Below are 18,433 nucleotides of genomic sequence, written 5' to 3' on the forward strand. Positions count from 1 at the left end.
GCCTTTGACGCGTGGGTTCTTACGTGGCGCTGCGCGCTCCGGACCCTCACCCCTCTCCCGGTGGGAGAGGGGCTAGAGCGCATCCCGCATGCCGAATCCCCACTCCCGAATCCCGGCCCCTCAGAAATCCAGCACATATTCCATCGCCACCTCGCGGCCGATCGCGTCGTACAGGGTGGTGTTGTAGAACTGGTAGCCGTAGTAGCGCTCCTTGTTGTCGTAGCCGACGGTATCGAGCACGTTGTTGATGTACAGGTTGACCTTCATCTTCGGGGCGATGCGGTAGCCGGCGGTGAGGTTCCAGTACAGCGCCGGGCCGACGCGGCCGAAGTAACGCGTGGTGCTCTCGCCGAAGTGGCGGTTGCCGCTGTCGGTGACGCGGCAGGCGTCGGAAGGGCTGGGCTGGTAGCCGTCGTCGAAGCGGGTGCAGGTGCCCCAGTTCACTGCCTGGGTGGAGCCGAAGCGCTTGGCGTACACGGTCAGGTCCAGCGGACCGCCGTTCTCCCAGTGCACACTGCCGCGCAGCTTGCTGCGGATCTTCTGGTCGCGCAGGTTCTTGTCGTCGTCGGTGCGGTAGGTCTGCTCGTGGTAGCCGATCAGATTGTTGTAATCCAGGGCGAAGCTGAAGTTGCCCCAGCGCGCGGTGTTGAGGCGGTACTTCAGCGAGGCGTCGACGCCGGACACGTGCATCTGCGCGATGTTGATCGGCCCCTGCTCGATGCCGGTGACGCGGCCGGCGGCATCGCGCGCCACTCGCGAAAGGATGCGCGCGCAGTACTCGGCGCCGCCGGGATTGACCCACACGCCGCCGGCGGTGGTCAGGCCGGTGCGGCAGCCGGCTTCGGCGCTGAGCACCTCGTCGCGGTTGAGGTCCTTGATCATGTCCTGCAAGCGAATCCGGTAGTAGTCCGCGGTCAGCGACAGGCCCTCGGCGATATCCCAGACGAAGCCGGCGGTGACCGAGCGTCCATGCTCCGATTCCAGGTCCGGGGTGCCGCGGCGGTTGACCTGCATCAGGTAGAACACGTCGCTGTTCTCGGCACTGCAGCCGCCGGTGAGGTAGTAGCCCTTCTGGATGCAGCGGTACTGGTCGATCACGGTCTGCTGGGTGGAGCTGGGTTCGCCGAGCACGTAGTGCATGTCCGGGGCGCGGAAACTGGTGGCGACGCTGCCGCGCAGCAGCAGCGTGCTCAGTGGCCGCCACTCCAGGCCGGCGCTCCAGGTGGTGTCGCGCTGGGTGCCGATCGCCGCGCCGAGGTCGCTGCCGTAGGCGCGATAGTCGCCGTAGCGGTCGTGCCGCGCCGCCAGGCTGGCGTTGAGCGAGGACAGCAGCGGCACGTCGAACTCGATGCCGCCAGAGTAGCGCAAGCGCTCGCCGCCACCATAGTCGACCACGTCCAGCGGATAGCAGGTGTTGGCGCAGGGATCGGGCGACAGCCGGTAGCCCTGCTTGGCCACTTCGCCGACCGCGGCGAACTTGATCGGCCCGGCCCAGCCCTGCAGCAGCTCGCCGGTGATGTTGGCGTTGACCTGGTTGACCCAGGAATCGGCACGGTTGTGCGCCTTCACCGCCAGGTCGTTGTACTGCGCGCCGGTCAGCGGCTGGTACCAGCGCGACTCGTCCAGATCGTAGATCGGCGTGCCGTCGGCGGTGCTGCCCAGTTGCGGGCCGAGGAAATAGGCGGTGGCCTTCTGCGTGTCCACGGTGCGCACGTATTCGTCCACGGTGTAGCGCGCGCGGCCCACCGCCAGTTCCCAGTCGAAGCGATCGGCGAGGCGGCCCTTGAGGCCGGCGCTCAGGTCCCAGGACAGTTCCCTGGTGGTGTTGGCCAGGTTCTTCCAGCCGCCGGATTCGAAGCGGGTGAGCTGGCGGATCGCGTACAGGTCGCGGTCGCTGCCGGTATCGTGGAACGGGCCGAGGTAGACATAGGGCGGGTCGTAGGTCCAGTAGCCCAGGCTCTTGGTCGTGGACAGCGTGCTCCAGGCCTGCACGCCGTTGTCGAAGTCGAAGGTGCCGTACAGATACGCCGAGCCGCTGTCGCCGCCGCTGGCGGCCAGCCAGTCGGCGTAGTCGTGTGCCATGCCGCAGTAACCGCCGAGGTTGCGCACGGTGTCGCTGTTGTAGTCGTAGCTCAGCCGCTGCGCGTCGACGAACTGGCCGCCGAAGCGCGCACAGGTGCCGCTGGGCGGCGCCAGGCGCGTGTTGTTGCCGGCGTCGACCAGGCTCAGGCCGGTGAACGGATTGAAGCCGTACTTGCGCGCCTGCGCGGTCCAGTTGCTGTAGGACTCGTCGTCCTGGTCGTCCATCTTCGGCCGCTCGCCGACCGACAGCGGATCGCGCCGGGTCCACTGCAGCGCGTAGGTCAGGTTCCACTTGTCGCCGCTGCGCCCGCCGACCCAGGACAGGTCGACCACGTCGCGCCCGCCGGCGGTGGCGGTGCCGCCGCGCAGGCGCACCTGGTTGCCCTCGTAGCCTTGCTTGAGGATCACGTTGATGACGCCGGCGACCGCGTCCGAACCGTAGATGGCCGAGGCGCCGCCGGTGAGGATCTCGATGCGCTCCACCGCCGCGGAGGGGATGTTGGCGTAGTTGGCGAAGTTGCTCTCGCCGGCGTAGGGCTGCGGGTAGTCGGCGACGCGGTGGCCGTTGACCAGCAGCAGGGTGCGTCCGGGGCCAAGGTCGCGCAGGCTCACCGGCGAGGCGTTGGGCGTGTGCGAGCCGTACTTGGTGTCGGCCTCGACGCTGCCCTGCTGGTTGAGCGTGCTGAGCACGTCGTAGACGGTGAGGAAACCTTCCTGCTGGATCTGCTGCGCGCTGATCGTCAGCACCGGTTCGGCGCCCTCCACCTCCGAGCGTTTGATCCGCGAGCCGGTGACCACGACCTGGCCGAGGTCGGTGGTGGCGGCGGCCTTGGGCGCGGCGGTGTCGGCGTCCTGCGCGCGCGCCTCGCTGGCGCCGTACAGCGCCAGCACGATGCCGAACGCGAGGGTGGTGGATGAGCGAAGTGGCATGCGGTGTCCCCGGCAGCGGATGGAAGCAGCGCCGTGCGAACACGACCTGCGGCGCCCTCTTCGCTGCGCCGCGCCCACGACCGTGCTGCGCATGCCGCAGGCAAGCGCCACCGTGCGCCGGCCGCGACGCAAACAAAAGGACGAACATGCGGGCGTGCAGATCCCCCTGGACGCCCGTGCGTCCTAACCTGCATGGCGCTGAAAACGCTGTCAACACGCGGCTACAGCGCACTTGTAGACGATTGCACGTTGTGCGCGATTCGCCGCGCAGCGCGTCGATTCTCGCCGTATCGCCACCGCAGGCCGTGCCAGCCGCACCTCTGGCGGAGACGCTGCTGGGCAACGATGGGCTGCATGCGCATCGCGATCGCGTGCCCCTCTTCCGTTGAGAGAGGGGTTGGGGCAAGGGTCCGGCGCGCAGCGTCTCGTGGTGTTTGAGGCGCATGGAGCGAAGCCTGCACTCGCATCCGTCCGGTTGGGTCACGGCCGCCTGGCACGCCTGTGCCGCGCCTCGGTCGGGGAGATCGCACAAGCCCGGCACAGGCAGCTTCCATGACCCGCTTCGCTGCTTACCGCAGCTCGGCGAGAAACGCCGTTGTCCTCGCGGGAGCGGCTTCAGCCGCGACAGGCATTCCCGGTAGCGCCTCGTCGCGGCTGAAGCCGTTCCTGCGCATGATCCTGCGTCCTGACGGGAAGCTCGCTACAGACGCGCGCCAAGCGGATGCGCCAGCGGCGCGGCCGGCAGGTTGGTCAGCATGCGAGCGCATCGGCATGCCCCGATGTCGATGACACAAAAAAAGAGCCCCGCATCGCTGCGGGGCTCCTTTCGACTGCGTGGAACAACAGGTCGGCCGAGGCCGGCTGGATCAGAAATCCATGCCGCCCATGCCGCCCATGCCGCCGCCCATGCCGCCCGGAGCGGCCGGCTCTTCCTTCTTCGGGGCCTCGGCCACCATCGCTTCGGTGGTGATCATCAGGCCGGCGATCGAAGCGGCGTTCTGCAGCGCCGAACGGGTCACCTTGGTCGGATCCAGGATGCCGAACTCGACCATGTCGCCGAACTCGCCGTTGGCGGCGTTGTAGCCGAAGTTGCCGCTGCCTTCCTTGACCTTGTTGAGGATCACGGACGGCTCTTCGCCGGCGTTGGTGACGATCTCGCGCAGCGGCGCTTCCATCGCGCGCAGCGCGATCTGGATGCCGTGGGTCTGATCTTCATTGGCGCCCTTCAGCTCGCCGATCGCGCTCAGCGCGCGCACCAGCGCCACGCCGCCGCCCGGGACCACGCCTTCTTCCACCGCCGCACGGGTCGCGTGCAGGGCGTCTTCGACGCGCGCCTTCTTTTCCTTCATCTCGATCTCGGTCGAGGCACCGACCTTGATCACCGCCACGCCGCCGGCCAGCTTGGCCACGCGCTCCTGCAGCTTCTCGCGGTCGTAGTCCGACGAGGTCTCTTCGATCTGCGCCTTGATCTGCTTGATGCGCGACTCGATCGCCGAGGTGTCGCCGGCGCCGTCGATGATGGTGGTGTTCTCCTTGGAGACCTGCACCTTCTTGGCGCGGCCCAGGTCCTTGATGGTCGCCTTCTCCAGCGCCAGGCCCACTTCCTCGGAAATCACGGTGCCGCCGGTCAGCACGGCCATGTCTTCCAGCATCGCCTTGCGACGGTCGCCGAAGCCCGGGGCCTTGACCGCCACGACCTTGACGATGCCGCGGATGGTGTTGACCACCAGGGTCGCCAGCGCCTCGCCTTCCACTTCCTCGGCGACGATCAGCAGCGGCTTGCCGGCCTTGGCCACGCCTTCCAGCACCGGCAGCAGGTCACGCACGTTGGAGATCTTCTTGTCGTGCAGCAGCACGAACGGGTCGTCCAGGTCGGCCTGCTGGCTCTGCTGGTTGTTGATGAAGTACGGCGACAGGTAGCCGCGGTCGAACTGCATGCCCTCGACCACGTCCAGCTCGTTCTCCAGGCCCGAGCCTTCCTCGACCGTGATCACGCCTTCCTTGCCGACCTTCTTCATCGCGTCGGCGATGATGTTGCCGATCGACTCGTCGGAGTTGGCGGAGATGGTGCCGACCTGGGCGATGGCCTTGTCGTCGGCGGTGGGCTTGCTGATCTTCTTCAGCTCGGCCACGGCGGCCACGACGGCCTTGTCGATGCCGCGCTTGAGGTCCATCGGGTTCATGCCGGCGGCGACCGCCTTGGAACCTTCGCGGATCAGCGCCTGCGCCAGCACGGTGGCGGTGGTGGTGCCGTCGCCGGCGTTGTCGGAGGTCTTGGAGGCGACTTCCTTCACCATCTGCGCGCCCATGTTCTCGAACTTGTCGGCCAGTTCGATTTCCTTGGCGACGGAGACGCCGTCCTTGGTGATGGTCGGGGCGCCGAAGCTCTTCTCGAGCACGACATTGCGGCCCTTCGGGCCCAGGGTGGCCTTGACGGCATTGGCGAGGATGTTGACGCCGCGCACCATGCGCGAACGGGCGTCTTCACCGAAACGGATATCTTTGGCAGCCATGTGTGTTGCTCCGGGATTCGTGATTGGGGATTAGGGATTCGCTAGAGCGGAATTCGGGCGGAGATGTCGGGTCGCGCGGCGCCTGGCGCCTTTGCCAATCCCGAATCCCGATTCCCGAATCCCGCGATCGTCGGCTTCAGCCGACGATCGCCAGAACGTCGTCTTCGCGCAGCACCTTGTACTCGACGCCTTCGGCCTTGTAGCTGGAACCGGCGTACTGGCCGTAGATGACCTTGTCGCCGACCTTCAGCGCCGGGGCGCGCACGCTGCCGTTGTCCAGCGGCTTGCCGGCGCCGACGGCCACAACTTCACCCTTGGTGGACTTTTCCTTGGCCGAATCCGGGATCACGATGCCGCCGGCGGAGATTTCGTCGGCTTCGATCGGCTTGACTACGACGCGGTCGTGAAGCGGCTTGATGCTCATTGAGTGAGACCTCTTAAGTGATTGATTGGTCTAGGAAAGGCCGGCGATGTTAGCACTCGCCCATGACGACTGCCAGCAACGCTCGCGAAAAAACCCGGTAGCGCCGGGATGCGCCTGATGTAGTGCCGCGGCCGGGGCTTTCAAGGGCGGGAGGCAAAAAATTTTTGCCAGGAACGTGCATTCGGTGGCAAGCAGTGACCGAATCCCGTCACAGTGTCACAGAGGCAGGCTAGGCTGAGCGCGGACCCATGGGGGGATCCGTCACCAAAAGGAGTTGTCGATGAAGCCATCCGCCGTTGCGCTGCCGCTGGCCTGCCTGCTCGCCCTTGCCGGGCCGGCCCAGGCCGCCGTATTCATTAATGAATTGCATTACGACGATGCCACCGCCGCCGGCGACACCGGCGAAGGCGTGGAGATCGTCGCCACCGCCGGGGAGAGCCTGAGCGGCTACCGCGTCTACTTGTACAACGGCAGCAACCCGGGGTCGGCGGCCGTCTACGCCAACAGCGCGGTGCCGGCCGGCAACCTGGTCAGCTGCGGCGGGCAGGTGCGCATCGCCACCGTCAGCTACGCCAGCAACGGCATCCAGAACGGGCCCAACGACGGCCTGGCGCTGGTCGACGGCAACGGCAAGGTGGTGCAGTTCCTCAGCTACGAGGGCGCCATCACCGGCGGCGGCGGCCCCGCCGCGGGCATGACCAGCCAGAACCTGCCGGTCAGCGAGAGCAACAGCACCCCGGCCGGCACCTCGCTGCAGCTGCGCGGCAACGGCAGCGCCGCGGCCGACTTCAGCTGGAGCGACAGCGCCACCAGCACCTTCGGCGCCTGCAACAACGGCCAGACCTTCGCCGGCGGCGGCGGCAGCAACGCCGCGCCGACCGTGACCGCCACCACCCCGACCCAGGGCGCCACCGACTTCCCCGCCGCCGGCGACCTGGCGGTGACCTTCAGCGAGGCGGTGAGCCTGGCCAGCGGCGCGTTCGGCCTGAGCTGCCAGCAGTCCGGCACTGTGGCGCTGACCTATCCCAGCAGCGGCACCCAGTTCTCCCTGTCCACCAACACCGCGCTGAAGGCCGGCGAGAGCTGCACCCTGAGCATCGTCGCCGCACGCGTGAGCGATGCCGACGGCGCGCATCCGGCGCAGGATCGCAGCGTCGCCTTCAACGTCGCCAGCGGCTCGGGCGGCGGCGGCAACGGCGCCGGCAGCTACTACTCGCGGGTCAACACCTCCAGCCCCAGCCAGCTGCGCTGCTCGCTGCACGAGACGATCAAGGGCCACACCGTCTATCCGTACAGCAGCAGCTCCGGCACCGACACCTGGGCCATCCTGGAGATCGCCGACGAGGATCCGAACAACAGCCAGCGCGTCCTCGACGCCTACCGCAACCGCAGCTATGCCAAGGGCACCGACCGTGCCGGCAGCGGCAGCGGCCTGAAGTACAACCGCGAGCATAGCTGGCCGAACTCGCTGGGCTTCGGCACCTCCACCGGCAACAAGGGCCTGCCCTACGCGCCCTACACCGACACCCACATGCTGTACCTGACCGACGCCACCTGGAACGCCGACCGCGGCAACAAGCCCTACGCCAAGTGCGACAGCAACTGCGGCGAGCGCGCCACCGAGGCCAACGCCGGCTTCGGCGGCGGCAGCGGCCGCTACCCGGGCAATTCCAACTGGGTGCGCACCCCGGACGGCAACAGCGGCACCTTCGAGGTGTGGGACCACCGCAAGGGCGACATGGCGCGTGCGGTGATGTACATGGCGATCCGCTATGAGGGTGGCGTGGATGCCAAGACCGGGCAGTCCGAGCCGGACCTGGAACTGACCGACGACCGCAGCAAGATCGTCAAGACCTCGTCCTCGCCGGCCTACATGGGCCTGCTGTCGACCCTGATCGCGTGGAGCCAGCAGGATCCGCCGGACGACGCCGAGCGCGCCCGCAACGAGGTGATCTACAGCTTCCAGGGCAACCGCAACCCGTTCATCGACCACCCGGAGTGGGCGACCTCGTCGCTGTTCACCTCGGCCAAGCCGGCCAGCTGCCAGTTGCTCAACTGAGCCGTAGTGCCTCGCCCGCTGCATTTGCAGCGGGCGGGGATGATCAGCCATTCGGCTGCTGAAAAACCCGGGATTCGGGATTGGGGATTCAGAGCGGCGCCGGCTTTCCCCGCGGGCGCCGCCAAAGCGCGGCCGGCATCCCTATACTGTCGGCCGCATGTCCGCGCCCGCCCTCCGCTTGCTGCTCAGCACCTGCCCCGATCCGGCCAGCGCCGCGCGGGTCGCCCAGGCGCTGGTCGACGAACGCCTGGCCGCCTGCGTCAGCCGCCTGCCCGGCGTGCAGTCCACCTATCGCTGGCAAGGCGAGGTGGAACAGGGCGAGGAGGTGCTGCTGCTGATCAAGACCGCCGCCGACCGCCTGTCCGCGTTGCGGCAGCGGCTGTGCGCGTTGCACCCGTACGAGGTCCCCGAACTGGTCGAACTCGAGGTCGCCGGCGGCCTGCCGGCCTACCTGCAGTGGGTGCATGCCGAAACCCGTGAGGAACCGTAAGCCGATGACCCTGCTGCACCGCCTCGCCGCCCTGTGCCTGCTGGCCGTGGCCGCCTTCCCCGCCCTGGCGATCAGCGAAAAGGACCTGCTGCCGGTGGACCAGGCCTTCGCGCTCAGCGCACAGGCACCCGAACGCGGCCGCATCGCGCTGCACTGGGACATCGCCAAGGGCTACTACCTGTATCGGCACCGCATCGCGGTGAAGGTGATCGGCGGCTTCAAGCCCAACCCGACCCTGCAGTTGCCGGCCGGCCACAAGAAGACCGACCCGTACTTCGGCGAGGTGGAGACCTACCGCGACGAACTGAACGCGGTGCAGAGCGGCGTCGCCGATCCCGGCACCAGCCGCGTGCAGCTGGAGGTGCGCTACCAGGGCTGTGCCGATGCCGGCGTGTGCTATCCGCCGCAGAAGCGCCTGCTCGAGGTGACCCTGCCGGCCGCCACGGCCGCCACCGATCCCGCACCGGCACTGCCGCCGCCGGCCGCGACGGGCGGGCTGCCGGGCAGCGGCCCGGGCGCCGGCAACGGCGCCAAGCCGCTGTTCGGTCCCGGCCCCGGCACCGCGGCGGTGCAGGGCCTGCCGCTGCCCTCGGACCAGGCATTCCAGTTCGAAGCCATCGTCGGCGACGGCAATACCCTGCTGCTGCGCTTCACCCCGGCGCCCGGCTATTACCTGTATCGCGACCGCACCGCGCTGGCGCTGGAGGGCGCGCCCGGCATCCGCACCGGCATGCCGCGCTGGCCCAAGGGTAGCTCGCACCAGGACGAACACTTCGGCAACGTGGTGGTGTACTTCGACCAGACCGAGGTCACCGTGCCGCTGCAGCGCCAGCGCGCCGACGCCACCGCCGCGACCCTGGTGGCGACCTTCCAGGGCTGCCAGACCGACGGCATCTGCTACCCGCCGATGACCCGGCGGGTGAAGCTGGCGCTGCCCAAGGGCACCATCACCCCGGCCGACCAGGCCGAGGTCAGCCCGCTGCTGGTGACGCCGCTGGACAGCCGCCAGGCCGACGCCAACGACGCGGCCGCGGCCACGGCCGCCGATGCCCTGCCGGCGACGCCGGACGCCTCGGCGCACAACGCCGCGCGCAGCGCCGCACCGCCGCCGGCCACGCAGAACCTGCTGTGGATCCTGCTGCTGGCGCTCGGCGGCGGCCTGCTGCTGAACCTGCTGCCGTGCGTGCTGCCGATCCTGTCGCTGAAGGTGCTGGGCCTGGCGCAGAGCGGTGAGAGCCGCGGCCGCGCCCGCAGCCATGCGCTGTGGTACACGCTGGGCGTGCTCGCCTCCTTCGCCGTGGTCGGCGGCATCGCCGTGGCCGCGCGGCTGCTGTGGGGCTTCCAGCTGCAGCGCCCGGGCTTCGTCGCGGTGCTGGTGTACCTGATGTTCGTGGTCGGGCTGAGCCTGTCGGGCGTGTTCACCCTCAGCGCCAACCTCGGTGGCGTCGGCCAGTCGCTGTCCACGCGCAGCGGCCCGGTCGGCGACTTCTTCACCGGCGTGCTGGCCTGCGTGGTGTCCAGCGCCTGCATCGGCCCGTTCATGGGCCCGGCGCTGGGCTATGCGCTGACCGCGCCGGCGGCGGCGGCGATGCTGGTGTTCCTGACCCTGGGCCTGGGCCTGGCGCTGCCGTTCCTGCTGATCGGCTTCGTGCCGTCGCTGGCCAGGCGCCTGCCCAAGCCCGGCGCCTGGATGGAAACGCTCAAGCAGGTGCTGGCGTTCCCGATGTACCTAAGCGCGATCTGGCTGCTGTGGGTGCTGGGCAAGCAGCGCGGCGTGGACGCGGTGGCGCTGCTGCTGATCGGCGCCACCCTGCTGGCGCTGGGCCTGTGGTGGTTCGAGCGCGCGCGCTGGCGCGACCACAAGACCGGCATGCGCCTGGCCGCCGTGCTGCTGCTGGCCGCGCTGGTGCCGGCCTGGGGCGTGACCCGGCTGCCGCCGCCCAGCGCCAGCGTCGAGCGCAACACCGTGGCCTATTCGCCGCAGATGCTCGACCGCCTGCGCACCGACAACCGCGTGGTGTTCGTCAACATGACCGCCGACTGGTGCGTCACCTGCAAGGCCAACGAACGCAACGTGTTCGACAGCGACGCGTTCCGCGACACCATCAAGCGGGTGGACGCGGTGTACATGAAGGGCGACTGGACCAACGAGGATCCGCGCATCAGCGCCTTCCTCGCCGAGCACAAGGCAGTGGGCGTGCCGCTGTACGTGGTCTACGGCCCCGGCGCGCCGCCGACGGTACTGCCGCCGGTGCTGAGCCAGGCGGTGGTCGAGGACGCCCTGCTGCGCGCGGCGCGATGACTCCCGCCAGCGCGCGCCTGCTGGCGGTCGCCGCGGTGGCGGCGGTGCTCGGCGTGGCGGCGGCGCACTGGTGGGAACGGCGGACGCCGGCGCTGGCCCCGGCAACGTCCGCCACGGCCAGCGGCCATGCGGCCGCGCCGCCGGTCGCCGCGGCGCGCCCGGGCGATCCCGCCCCGGCGCTGCGCCTGCCCACGCTCGACGGCGGCCACCTGACCCTGGCGCAGTTCCGCGGCCGGCCGCTGCTGGTCAACGTCTGGGCGAGCTGGTGCGAACCCTGCGTGCGCGAGATGCCGGAACTGGACCGGCTGGCGCGCGCGCAACCGAGCGACGGCCTGCAGGTGCTGGGCATCGCCCTGGACCGTGCCGAAGACGTGCGCGCCTTCCTGCAACGGGTGCCGATCGGCTACCCGATCGCGCTGGAGACCCCGGGCCCGGCCGACGCCAGCGTGCGCCTGGGCGACACCCAGGGCCTGCTGCCGTACAGCGTGCTGATCGACGCCGACGGCCGCATCGTCAGGCAGAAGCTCGGCCCGTTCGCGCCGGGCGAAGTGGAGGGCTGGGTGGGCGGCGGCGCGCAGCCGACGCAGTAGCCGGCGAGCCAGCCGCCGATGCGCGCCCTTGTGGGAGCGACGTCCGCGTCGGCGACGCATTGCCGATAGCGCTGTCGCGACTCACCTCGCGCCTCCCAAGCGGCTTGCGGCGAGCCTGCCGGGTGCACTGTGGGAGGGACTTCAGTCCCGACGCATTGCATTATCGGGAAAGCGCGCTGCAGCGTCGTGAGAGTTGCCTCCCACGCCACGTCCACGCCGCACCGGATCAGTCCGCTAAAACGCCTGCCGCTGCCGCGCTTCGCCAACACTGCCATTCCCGGTCCGCACCTGCGCCAGCGTCGCCAGCTCCTCGGCCAGGCGCTGCGCGGCGGTGCGCAGTTCCGGCACCGCGGTGATCTCCCACAGCACGCCACGCAGCAGCGGCCCGATGCAGTACAGCCCGGCGACCGGATGGCCGCTGCCGTCGCGCACCCGCAGGCGCTCGTCCACCTGCAGCCCCAGGCCCAGCGGATCGGCCTGCAGCAGGCCGGCGTCGCGCATCGTGGCGACCAGCGGATGGCTGGTGCGGGCGACGTCGGTGTCCAGCCCGGTGGCGCGGATCAGCACGCCGAAGTCCTCGGTGCGCGCGTTGCTGCTGGCGCGATCGCGGATCACCGCTTCCACCGCGGTTTCGCCCAGCCGCGCGCGCAGCAGGCGCCCGGCGCGGATGCGCAGCTGGCCCCGCGCCTGCAGTTGCGCCAGCGCGGCCGCCGCGGCCGGCGCCAGCCGATGCCGCGCCGCTTCCCAGTACGGCCGCAGGTGGCGCAGGAAGCGGGCGCGCGCCGCCGGCGCCAAGCCTTGCCAGAACGGCTGCAGGTGCGGACGCAGCGCATCCACCACGCAGCGCCAGTCCTCCACCACCGTGGTCAGTTGGCGCAGGCTGCGCACCAGGCCGCGCAGGTCGTGGCTGCGCAGCGCCTGCACGACGCTGGGCGGCAGGCTCACCGGCGCGCCAGGCACCGCCAGGTGCGCCTGCGGCGCCAGGCCGCGCCGCGACAGCGCGGTGATCGGGCCGCGGTGTCCGCGCCGACGCAGGGTCAACGCCACATCGGCCATGGTCAGGCCGGTGCCGACCAGCAACAGCCGCGCCTGCGGCGGCACCTCGTCCAGCACGCCGTCCTGCCACGGCCAACCGATGTAGCGGCGATGCACCGCCAGGCGCGGGCCGATGCCCGGCAGCGCCGCCGGCGGCAGCGCGCCGATCGCCAGCACCACCACGTCGCTGACGAAATCCTCGCCATTGGCCAGGAACACGCGGAAACCGTGCGGATCGCGCTCCAGCGCCACCGCCTCCTGCGCCAGCGGCACCACCTCGGTCGCCGACTCCGCCAGGGCGGCCGCCAGGTGCTGCTCCAGGTACTGGCCGTACTGCAGCCGTGGCAGGAACGCCATGCCCTGCGCCGCATCCAGGTGCAGCGCCGCGGCGAAGCCGCCGGGATCCTGCGGATCCACGCCCAGGTCCTTGGCGCGCACGTTCAGCAGGTGCTCCGGCCGCGCCGCGCCGTAGGCGACGCCGCGGCCGAAGGTGTCGGCCATGCCGACCAGGGTGATGCGGCTGGCGGTGCCCTGGCGTGCCAGCGCCGCGGCCAGCACGTTGCCGCAGAATCCTGCGCCGATGATCGCGATTCGCATGGCACGCACCTTGGCCGCTCGGGGCGTCCTTTGTGCCCCGGATGCGGCGCGCGGGTGTAAATCGCCGGTTAATGCGTGCGCTGCGCGGCATGGCGATCGGGCATCAGCAAATGCGCTCGGCACATAAGCGATGAGGAGCGCGGAGATAGCGCTGTTCTCTAGCGTCGTCTGCGGCGCACCACCTCTGGCCGACGAGCCGTAGATCTAACAGTTGGACCACTAGACCATGACTAGATTGGGACCTCCGCCACCCCTAGATTTTCCCTTTTAAATTGGCAGTGCATCCACTTCCACTCCGTATTTAAGTTGCGACAGCCACAAACCAAATTGCATGGGACTAAGGTGGTAGCCCCTCAGCACGATATCGTTCTTTCTAACTAACGCTTCGGCATCTTCGTGCAATTCCTTCCTACTAGGTGCTCCCTCGAACGTAATGCCGACGAAGAAGAACTTATCGTCAGTGGCATGCGCAACCAAAACGGGGCCGCCGCTGATCCCACTGAATCCCCAACCATGGTCCGAAGTAAGCGTAGACCAAAGGATGTAGGTAGGCCTCTCCTGCGTTGGGAAGTCTGTCGCTAGGCTCGCCGACACCCTCGGCATAGGCGCCACCAACTTGCCTTCGTCCTCGTACTTGTGCGCGTCGGGAAAGCCGAATGCCAACCAAGTCGACTGTATCGTCGTCCATTCCGGTTCGGTCCAGGTATCAAGATCGATCGCCTCAGCATTACGTTCATCTTGGAACTGTGTCCAAATTTCGGTAACGTCCGCGATTGCGATATCCGGCCGTTCCGCGTTTTTTCTATCTAGCGCGGTTAGCGCCTCCTCGTTGTCGACATCTGCTGAGTCGGGGAAATCTCGGCAACTCTGGAAGCACCACCGATAGGTTCCTTGTCGCGTATACCGGCCGAGCTGGTAAATACTCCTGCCGGAGTGGAGCGTCGGTACGATGTGTCGATTGTTCCTGACACTGGCGCTGAAGAAGGCTGACAGGACATGGTGGCAAGTCACGACGTAGAAGCGTGACTGGAACTTCACGAACGTCGCCGTAGCGCTGGTTACCGAAGTGTCGTGACCGCTATCCAGTAACAATCCGTTGCCAAATAGCGGCGCGCAGAATCGGTGGACACGTCGATCAATTTCTTTGCTGGTCGCAGCAATAGGAATCATCCTGGTCGATCCTTCTCTTGATCATCATTCTAGAATCCTAGTCCTTGCCAGGCCCGTTGTCGCCCAGCCCTACTCCCTCCCGGGCAGGATCTCGGCCATCGAATCCATCTGCTGAATTGCAGCAAACACCATTGAACATCCTTAGGGGTTCAGGTAATGTCCATCCATGGCGCACCTCACCAGGTGTTTAACCTCCGTCTACTGATTGAGACGGAATTCCAAAGTTAGCTGATGCCGCTGTGCGTACGTTACGTTATGCGCGATGTCGCACGTTGTAAGGGTGAAAACGGTGAGGTGCGCCATACATGGATATTGAGAGCCTGCGATGCGTTCACAGCTATGACTCTCTGGGAGCTCTATTTGGGGTTCCTGGCTCTACACTGAAGAACAACCTATACAAGTCCCGGGGGTACACGGACTTCACCATTCCTAAGAAGTCCGGCGGCGTTCGCTTGATCTCCGCGCCTGGCCGTCTAAGGAAGAAGCTTCAACACAAGCTTTTGCCTGTGTTGTACAGCGCCTATAAAATGGGGCCTAACGTGCATGGCTTCGCTAAAGGCCGAAATGTAAGGACTAATGCACTGCCGCACGCTACCAGAAAGGTAGTTATAAATTTCGACCTTAAAGACTTTTTCTCCTCCATCAGCTTCCAACGGATCCGCGGCGTCTTTCTCGGAACTCCACTGCGACTCGACTGGTCGGTTGCCAACATTCTTGCGCAGATCTGTTCACTGGATGGCGTGATGCCCGCTGGCGCACCAACTTCACCAGTGCTTTCGAACATTATTTGCGCAAAGCTTGATAAGAGACTTTCCGCATTGGCAGCCCGGCTTGGTGGTTCTTACACACGCTACGCTGACGACCTTACTTTCTCGTTCGATAGGCCACTTACTCAACTTCGTAGCGTGGCCATTTTAGACGATGAAGGGAAACCCCTGGTCGGCGCATCAATTTCAGAAATTGTGACTTCGGAGGGATTTTCCATAAACATGGAAAAGCTCCGAATCGCCACCAAGGGAAGCAGGAAGACAGTCACTGGACTCGTTGTAAATGAAAAGGTCAATGTCAAACGCCCTTGGTACTTTGCGCTAGAGTCTACGATATACGCAATGGAGAAGTTTGGAGTTGATGAAGTCGCTGCTCAGAAATTTCCTGAGGAGAAAACTCCAGGAGTCGCGCCAGCTAGGCTGCTTCGACAGATTCACGGAAAAGTTTCGTACCTCAGTATGGTACGCGGCAAAGGAGATTGGCTTGCTTCAGATATCGCCCACCGCTTCAACAAGCTTCACGAAACTTTGCAGTTGAGAGTGCCTAGTGTAGAGCTGATCAGTCAACTAGTTCGTCGGGCGCGGGGAGTTCACATCGTCAACGCCAGTACTGATCCGCTGTTTGTATTCGATCTAGGCCAAAGCCAAGGGACAGCATTCACCACTTCCTCTGGAATAATGGTGACCGCCGCTCACGTCGTAGAGCGTGACGACACAAAAACTATTCTTCCTTTTGTTTATGTCATGAACGAACGAAGACTGGCCTTAGTTATTTGTGACGTTATTGCAATAGATTGGAATAGAGATATTGCCCTACTTCGCGTACGCAATGATAAACACCGACTGGATTTGGAGCGCTCACGTTACAGGCTGGGCCGAGACCCCAACCAGGGTGACAATCTAGTTACCGTAGGCTATCCAGATTATACGCGGGGCGAGCATGCCACAGCTGTGAACTCACCAGTCACGAGAGTATTTAAGAATAAGGCGACATCTGGCGCTCATGATATAAGAAAAGCCAGGGTGGACGGCCCCATCCAGAGCGGAATGAGCGGCGGACCCGCACTGGACTCGAAGTTTGAGGTTCGTGGAGTTGTACACAAGGGGGTTCTTAATCCTGGAGGCGTAGCAGAGATTATTGCTATAAGCGAAGTCCTCCGAGTCGCGCAAGCCAACGGACTGTCAGTCTGATCGTTAGGCCTGGCGGAAGGCGCCAATCCGAACCGGCGCCTTCCGCTAACGCGCCGGCGGACGCTGCACCAGGCCGGGCGCGTCGGCGACGAAGGTGTCGAGCACGCCGTCGGCGACCTTGACCGGGCCGCCGAAGCGGGTCGCGCCGGGAATGGAGGGAATCGCCTCGGCCTGCGCGGCGAGCTGCCCGGCGGTGGCGAAGGCCTGCTCGCCCGCCGGATCGCCGGCCAGCGCCTGGTTCAGCCCGTCCACGCTCAGGCGCAGCGCGCGGCCCCACAGCGCGGTCGCGTCCAGCCATGGCGCTGCCTCGGCCACGAATGCGCCGGTGGTGGCGCCGGCACGGATGCGCTGCGGTGCCGCCACCAGGTCGTCGGCCGCCTGGCCCAGCGCGGCCAGCGCGGCCAGCGCCGCAGTGCGAGCGGCCGGATCGCCGTCGGCCAGCGCGTCGCGGGCGGCGTCGATCAGCACCTTGAGCCGCGGCGCCTGCGGCTGCCAGGGCAGATGGCCGAAAGTCGGTGCCAGGTGCTGGGTGTCGAAGAAGGTCAGCAGCGCGTCGGCGACCTGCGCATCGCCGTCGGCCAGGTCGCGCGCGGCCGCGCGCCAGGTGCGCTGTGCGTCGTAGCCGCGGTCGTTCCAGGCGAAGGCGAGCAGCCCGGCCACCGCCGGCCGGCTGGCCACTTCCTGGTTCATCGGGTTGGACACGATACCGCTCAGCTCCGTCGACAGCCCGGCCTGGCGGCGGTCGTACGGCGCCAGCAGCAGGCGCCCGGCGGTCTCGGCGAAGTCGTTGACCGGATAGTTGTCCCACAGCAGGGTCTTGCGCCCGAACGCCTTGGTGGCGTTCTTCGCGTCGCTCACCGAGATCGACGCCGGAACCACGTCGGTGCCGGTCCACTGCACCACCACGCGCGGATCCAGCGCCTTGCGCAGCGTCGCCTTGTACGGCGATTCGGTGACGTTGTAGTACTCGGTCGGCACCATGATCAGCGCGCCATGGCAGGCCGCGGCGATGTCCGCCTGCACCGCGTTGAGCAGCCGCGCCTGCGCGGTGGCCGCGGCCTGCTCGCCGGCCGGGCCGAATGCGGTGGCGTCGCCGGGGCAGTTCCACTTGGTGTATTCGATGTCGTCGAAGGCGATGTAGAAGCTGCGCACGCCGCGCGCGCGCAGCGCGGCGAACTTGCGCCGGATCGCCTGCAGGTCGGCCGCATCGCTGTAGCAGATCGACGGCCCCGGCGAGAGCGCGTAGACGAAATTGATGTGCTCGCGGTTGGCGACCGCGGCCAGCTTGCCCAGCGCCGCCAGCGTAGCGGCCGGGTACGGCGCGCGCCAGCGATCGCGCGCGAACACGTCGTCCTTGGGGCTGTAGATGTAGGTGTTGGCCTTGAACCGCGCCAGGAACGCCAGGTGCGCGGCGCGCTCGTCCATGCTCCAGGGCTTGCCGTAAAAACCCTCGATCGTGCCGCGCACCGGCATCGCCGGCGCGTCGGTCACCGCCACCGAGGCGATGCGTCCGGGCGCGACCAGTTGCCGGAAGGTCTGCGCCGCGTGGTACAGGCCGGCGCCGTCGCGGCCGGCCAGCACGATCCGCGTGGCACCGCCGCTGGCCACGCTGCCCAGCGCATAGCCTTCCGCGCGTTCCGGCACGTCCAGGTCGACGGCGGCCAGCGCATCGCGCACCGGCGCCGCGTCGACGGTGCCGAGCACCACCGACACCGCCTGCGGGTCGTGCGGCAGCGTGCTGGCGCGGCGGATGCGGGAAACGCCGGCCTCGCGCAACACCGCGCGCACCAGCGTGTCGGTGGCCGGGTCGGCCTTGCCGGCCTGCACCAGCACCACCGACGGCCCCAGCGGCAGCTCCGGCCCGAGCAGGCGCAGCGCGGTCGGCGTCGGGTACACCGCCGGCAGGGTGGCCGGCCCCGCCGCCAGCGCGGGCGCGGCCGCCCCGGCCAGCAGAGCGAACGCCAGGATGTGGCGGCCAAGGCCGCAACGGCCAATACGCTCGGTTCGCATGCGCCTACCCTCGACTGGTATTTCAGTGATTTTGAAATGGTATATACCACTTCCGCCGGCGCGTCGACGCGCGGTGGCGATGGCGCTGCAATGTGGCCGTCCCATGCTGCAGCGACACTTGCATGGCCCGCACAAGATGCGACATAACCGCAGGCAGTGGCGCGGCCCGTTGCCCGCCCGCCATGCCTGCGCTGACGCGACGCAGACCGGCGAAAAATCAAACATTTGTTTAAAACGCCCGCAACTTCGCCGAACTGGACAGCAATGCCGGCT

Annotated in this window: 11 protein-coding genes; 5 read left to right on the top strand and 6 right to left on the bottom strand. The window is 67.2% G+C overall.

Annotation, left to right across the window (positions count from 1 at the left end; genetic code table 11):
- Nucleotides 1-120 precede the first annotated feature (120 nt).
- From RAB70_RS01375 to RAB70_RS01385, 3 genes are all read right to left on the bottom strand, one after another.
- The gene (locus RAB70_RS01375; RefSeq protein WP_148827987.1) at nt 121-3,012 is read right to left on the bottom strand and encodes a TonB-dependent siderophore receptor; all 2,892 of its coding nucleotides are present in this window, start codon (nt 3,010-3,012) and stop codon (nt 121-123) included.
- An 866-nt stretch (nt 3,013-3,878) separates the two neighbouring features.
- Nucleotides 3,879-5,525: a chaperonin GroEL gene (groL, locus tag RAB70_RS01380; protein WP_010340980.1), complete on the bottom strand. Its 1,647-nt coding sequence runs from the start codon at nt 5,523-5,525 to the stop codon at nt 3,879-3,881.
- 136 nt (nt 5,526-5,661) lie between these two features.
- Entirely contained in the window at nt 5,662-5,949 is a 288-nt protein-coding gene (locus tag RAB70_RS01385; protein WP_010340979.1) for a co-chaperone GroES, read from the bottom strand.
- Nucleotides 5,950-6,229: 280 nt separating this feature from the next.
- Between RAB70_RS01385 and RAB70_RS01390 the strand changes: the two genes are divergently transcribed.
- The 4 genes from RAB70_RS01390 (at nt 6,230) to RAB70_RS01405 (ending at nt 11,390) form a co-directional block, all read left to right on the top strand.
- Nucleotides 6,230-8,008, top strand: coding sequence for an endonuclease (locus RAB70_RS01390; RefSeq protein ID WP_148827986.1), 1,779 nt, complete (start codon nt 6,230-6,232; stop codon nt 8,006-8,008).
- Nucleotides 8,009-8,165: 157 nt separating this feature from the next.
- Nucleotides 8,166-8,498 (top strand): divalent-cation tolerance protein CutA, encoded by a 333-nt coding sequence (gene cutA, locus RAB70_RS01395; RefSeq protein ID WP_148827985.1) that lies wholly within the window; start codon nt 8,166-8,168, stop codon nt 8,496-8,498.
- Between the two features lie 4 nt (nt 8,499-8,502).
- Nucleotides 8,503-10,800 carry a protein-disulfide reductase DsbD gene (locus RAB70_RS01400; RefSeq protein ID WP_148827984.1) on the top strand — a complete coding sequence of 766 codons (2,298 nt, stop codon included), beginning with the start codon at nt 8,503-8,505 and terminating at the stop codon, nt 10,798-10,800.
- The gene (locus RAB70_RS01405) at nt 10,797-11,390 is read left to right on the top strand and encodes a TlpA disulfide reductase family protein (protein ID WP_148827983.1); all 594 of its coding nucleotides are present in this window, start codon (nt 10,797-10,799) and stop codon (nt 11,388-11,390) included. The genes RAB70_RS01400 and RAB70_RS01405 overlap by 4 nt, the downstream gene beginning before the upstream one ends.
- 234 nt (nt 11,391-11,624) lie before the next feature.
- Here RAB70_RS01405 and RAB70_RS01410 read toward each other — a convergent pair whose 3' ends face one another.
- Together RAB70_RS01410 and RAB70_RS01415 are read right to left on the bottom strand one after the other, a co-directional pair.
- Entirely contained in the window at nt 11,625-13,022 is a 1,398-nt protein-coding gene (locus tag RAB70_RS01410; RefSeq protein WP_148827982.1) for an FAD/NAD(P)-binding protein, read from the bottom strand.
- A 267-nt stretch (nt 13,023-13,289) separates the two neighbouring features.
- Nucleotides 13,290-14,192, bottom strand: coding sequence for a hypothetical protein (locus RAB70_RS01415; RefSeq protein WP_148827981.1), 903 nt, complete (start codon nt 14,190-14,192; stop codon nt 13,290-13,292).
- Nucleotides 14,193-14,497: 305 nt separating this feature from the next.
- Here RAB70_RS01415 and RAB70_RS01420 point away from each other — a divergent pair, with 305 nt between their 5' ends.
- A complete protein-coding gene (locus RAB70_RS01420; RefSeq protein WP_148827980.1) occupies nt 14,498-16,150 on the top strand; it encodes a reverse transcriptase domain-containing protein in 1,653 nt (550 codons plus the stop codon).
- 45 nt (nt 16,151-16,195) lie between these two features.
- Here the strand turns inward: RAB70_RS01420 and RAB70_RS01425 are convergent, their stop codons facing one another.
- Nucleotides 16,196-18,160: a beta-N-acetylglucosaminidase domain-containing protein gene (locus RAB70_RS01425; protein WP_148827979.1), complete on the bottom strand. Its 1,965-nt coding sequence runs from the start codon at nt 18,158-18,160 to the stop codon at nt 16,196-16,198.
- Nucleotides 18,161-18,433 lie beyond the last annotated feature (273 nt).

It is taken from the genome of Xanthomonas sontii (assembly GCF_040529055.1).
GTDB classification, from domain to species: Bacteria; Pseudomonadota; Gammaproteobacteria; order Xanthomonadales; family Xanthomonadaceae; genus Xanthomonas_A; species Xanthomonas_A sontii.

What these genes read in the sequence shown, in the direction of transcription:
- RAB70_RS01375 (WP_148827987.1), bottom strand. Translation starts at nt 3,012, where the DNA reads ATGCCACTTCGCTCATCCACCACCCTCGCGTTCGGCATCGTGCTGGCG.
- groL (WP_010340980.1), bottom strand. Translation starts at nt 5,525, where the DNA reads ATGGCTGCCAAAGATATCCGTTTCGGTGAAGACGCCCGTTCGCGCATG.
- RAB70_RS01385 (WP_010340979.1), bottom strand. Translation starts at nt 5,949, where the DNA reads ATGAGCATCAAGCCGCTTCACGACCGCGTCGTAGTCAAGCCGATCGAA.
- RAB70_RS01390 (WP_148827986.1), top strand. Translation starts at nt 6,230, where the DNA reads ATGAAGCCATCCGCCGTTGCGCTGCCGCTGGCCTGCCTGCTCGCCCTT.
- cutA (WP_148827985.1), top strand. Translation starts at nt 8,166, where the DNA reads ATGTCCGCGCCCGCCCTCCGCTTGCTGCTCAGCACCTGCCCCGATCCG.
- RAB70_RS01400 (WP_148827984.1), top strand. Translation starts at nt 8,503, where the DNA reads ATGACCCTGCTGCACCGCCTCGCCGCCCTGTGCCTGCTGGCCGTGGCC.
- RAB70_RS01405 (WP_148827983.1), top strand. Translation starts at nt 10,797, where the DNA reads ATGACTCCCGCCAGCGCGCGCCTGCTGGCGGTCGCCGCGGTGGCGGCG.
- RAB70_RS01410 (WP_148827982.1), bottom strand. Translation starts at nt 13,022, where the DNA reads ATGCGAATCGCGATCATCGGCGCAGGATTCTGCGGCAACGTGCTGGCC.
- RAB70_RS01415 (WP_148827981.1), bottom strand. Translation starts at nt 14,192, where the DNA reads ATGATTCCTATTGCTGCGACCAGCAAAGAAATTGATCGACGTGTCCAC.
- RAB70_RS01420 (WP_148827980.1), top strand. Translation starts at nt 14,498, where the DNA reads ATGGATATTGAGAGCCTGCGATGCGTTCACAGCTATGACTCTCTGGGA.
- RAB70_RS01425 (WP_148827979.1), bottom strand. Translation starts at nt 18,160, where the DNA reads ATGCGAACCGAGCGTATTGGCCGTTGCGGCCTTGGCCGCCACATCCTG.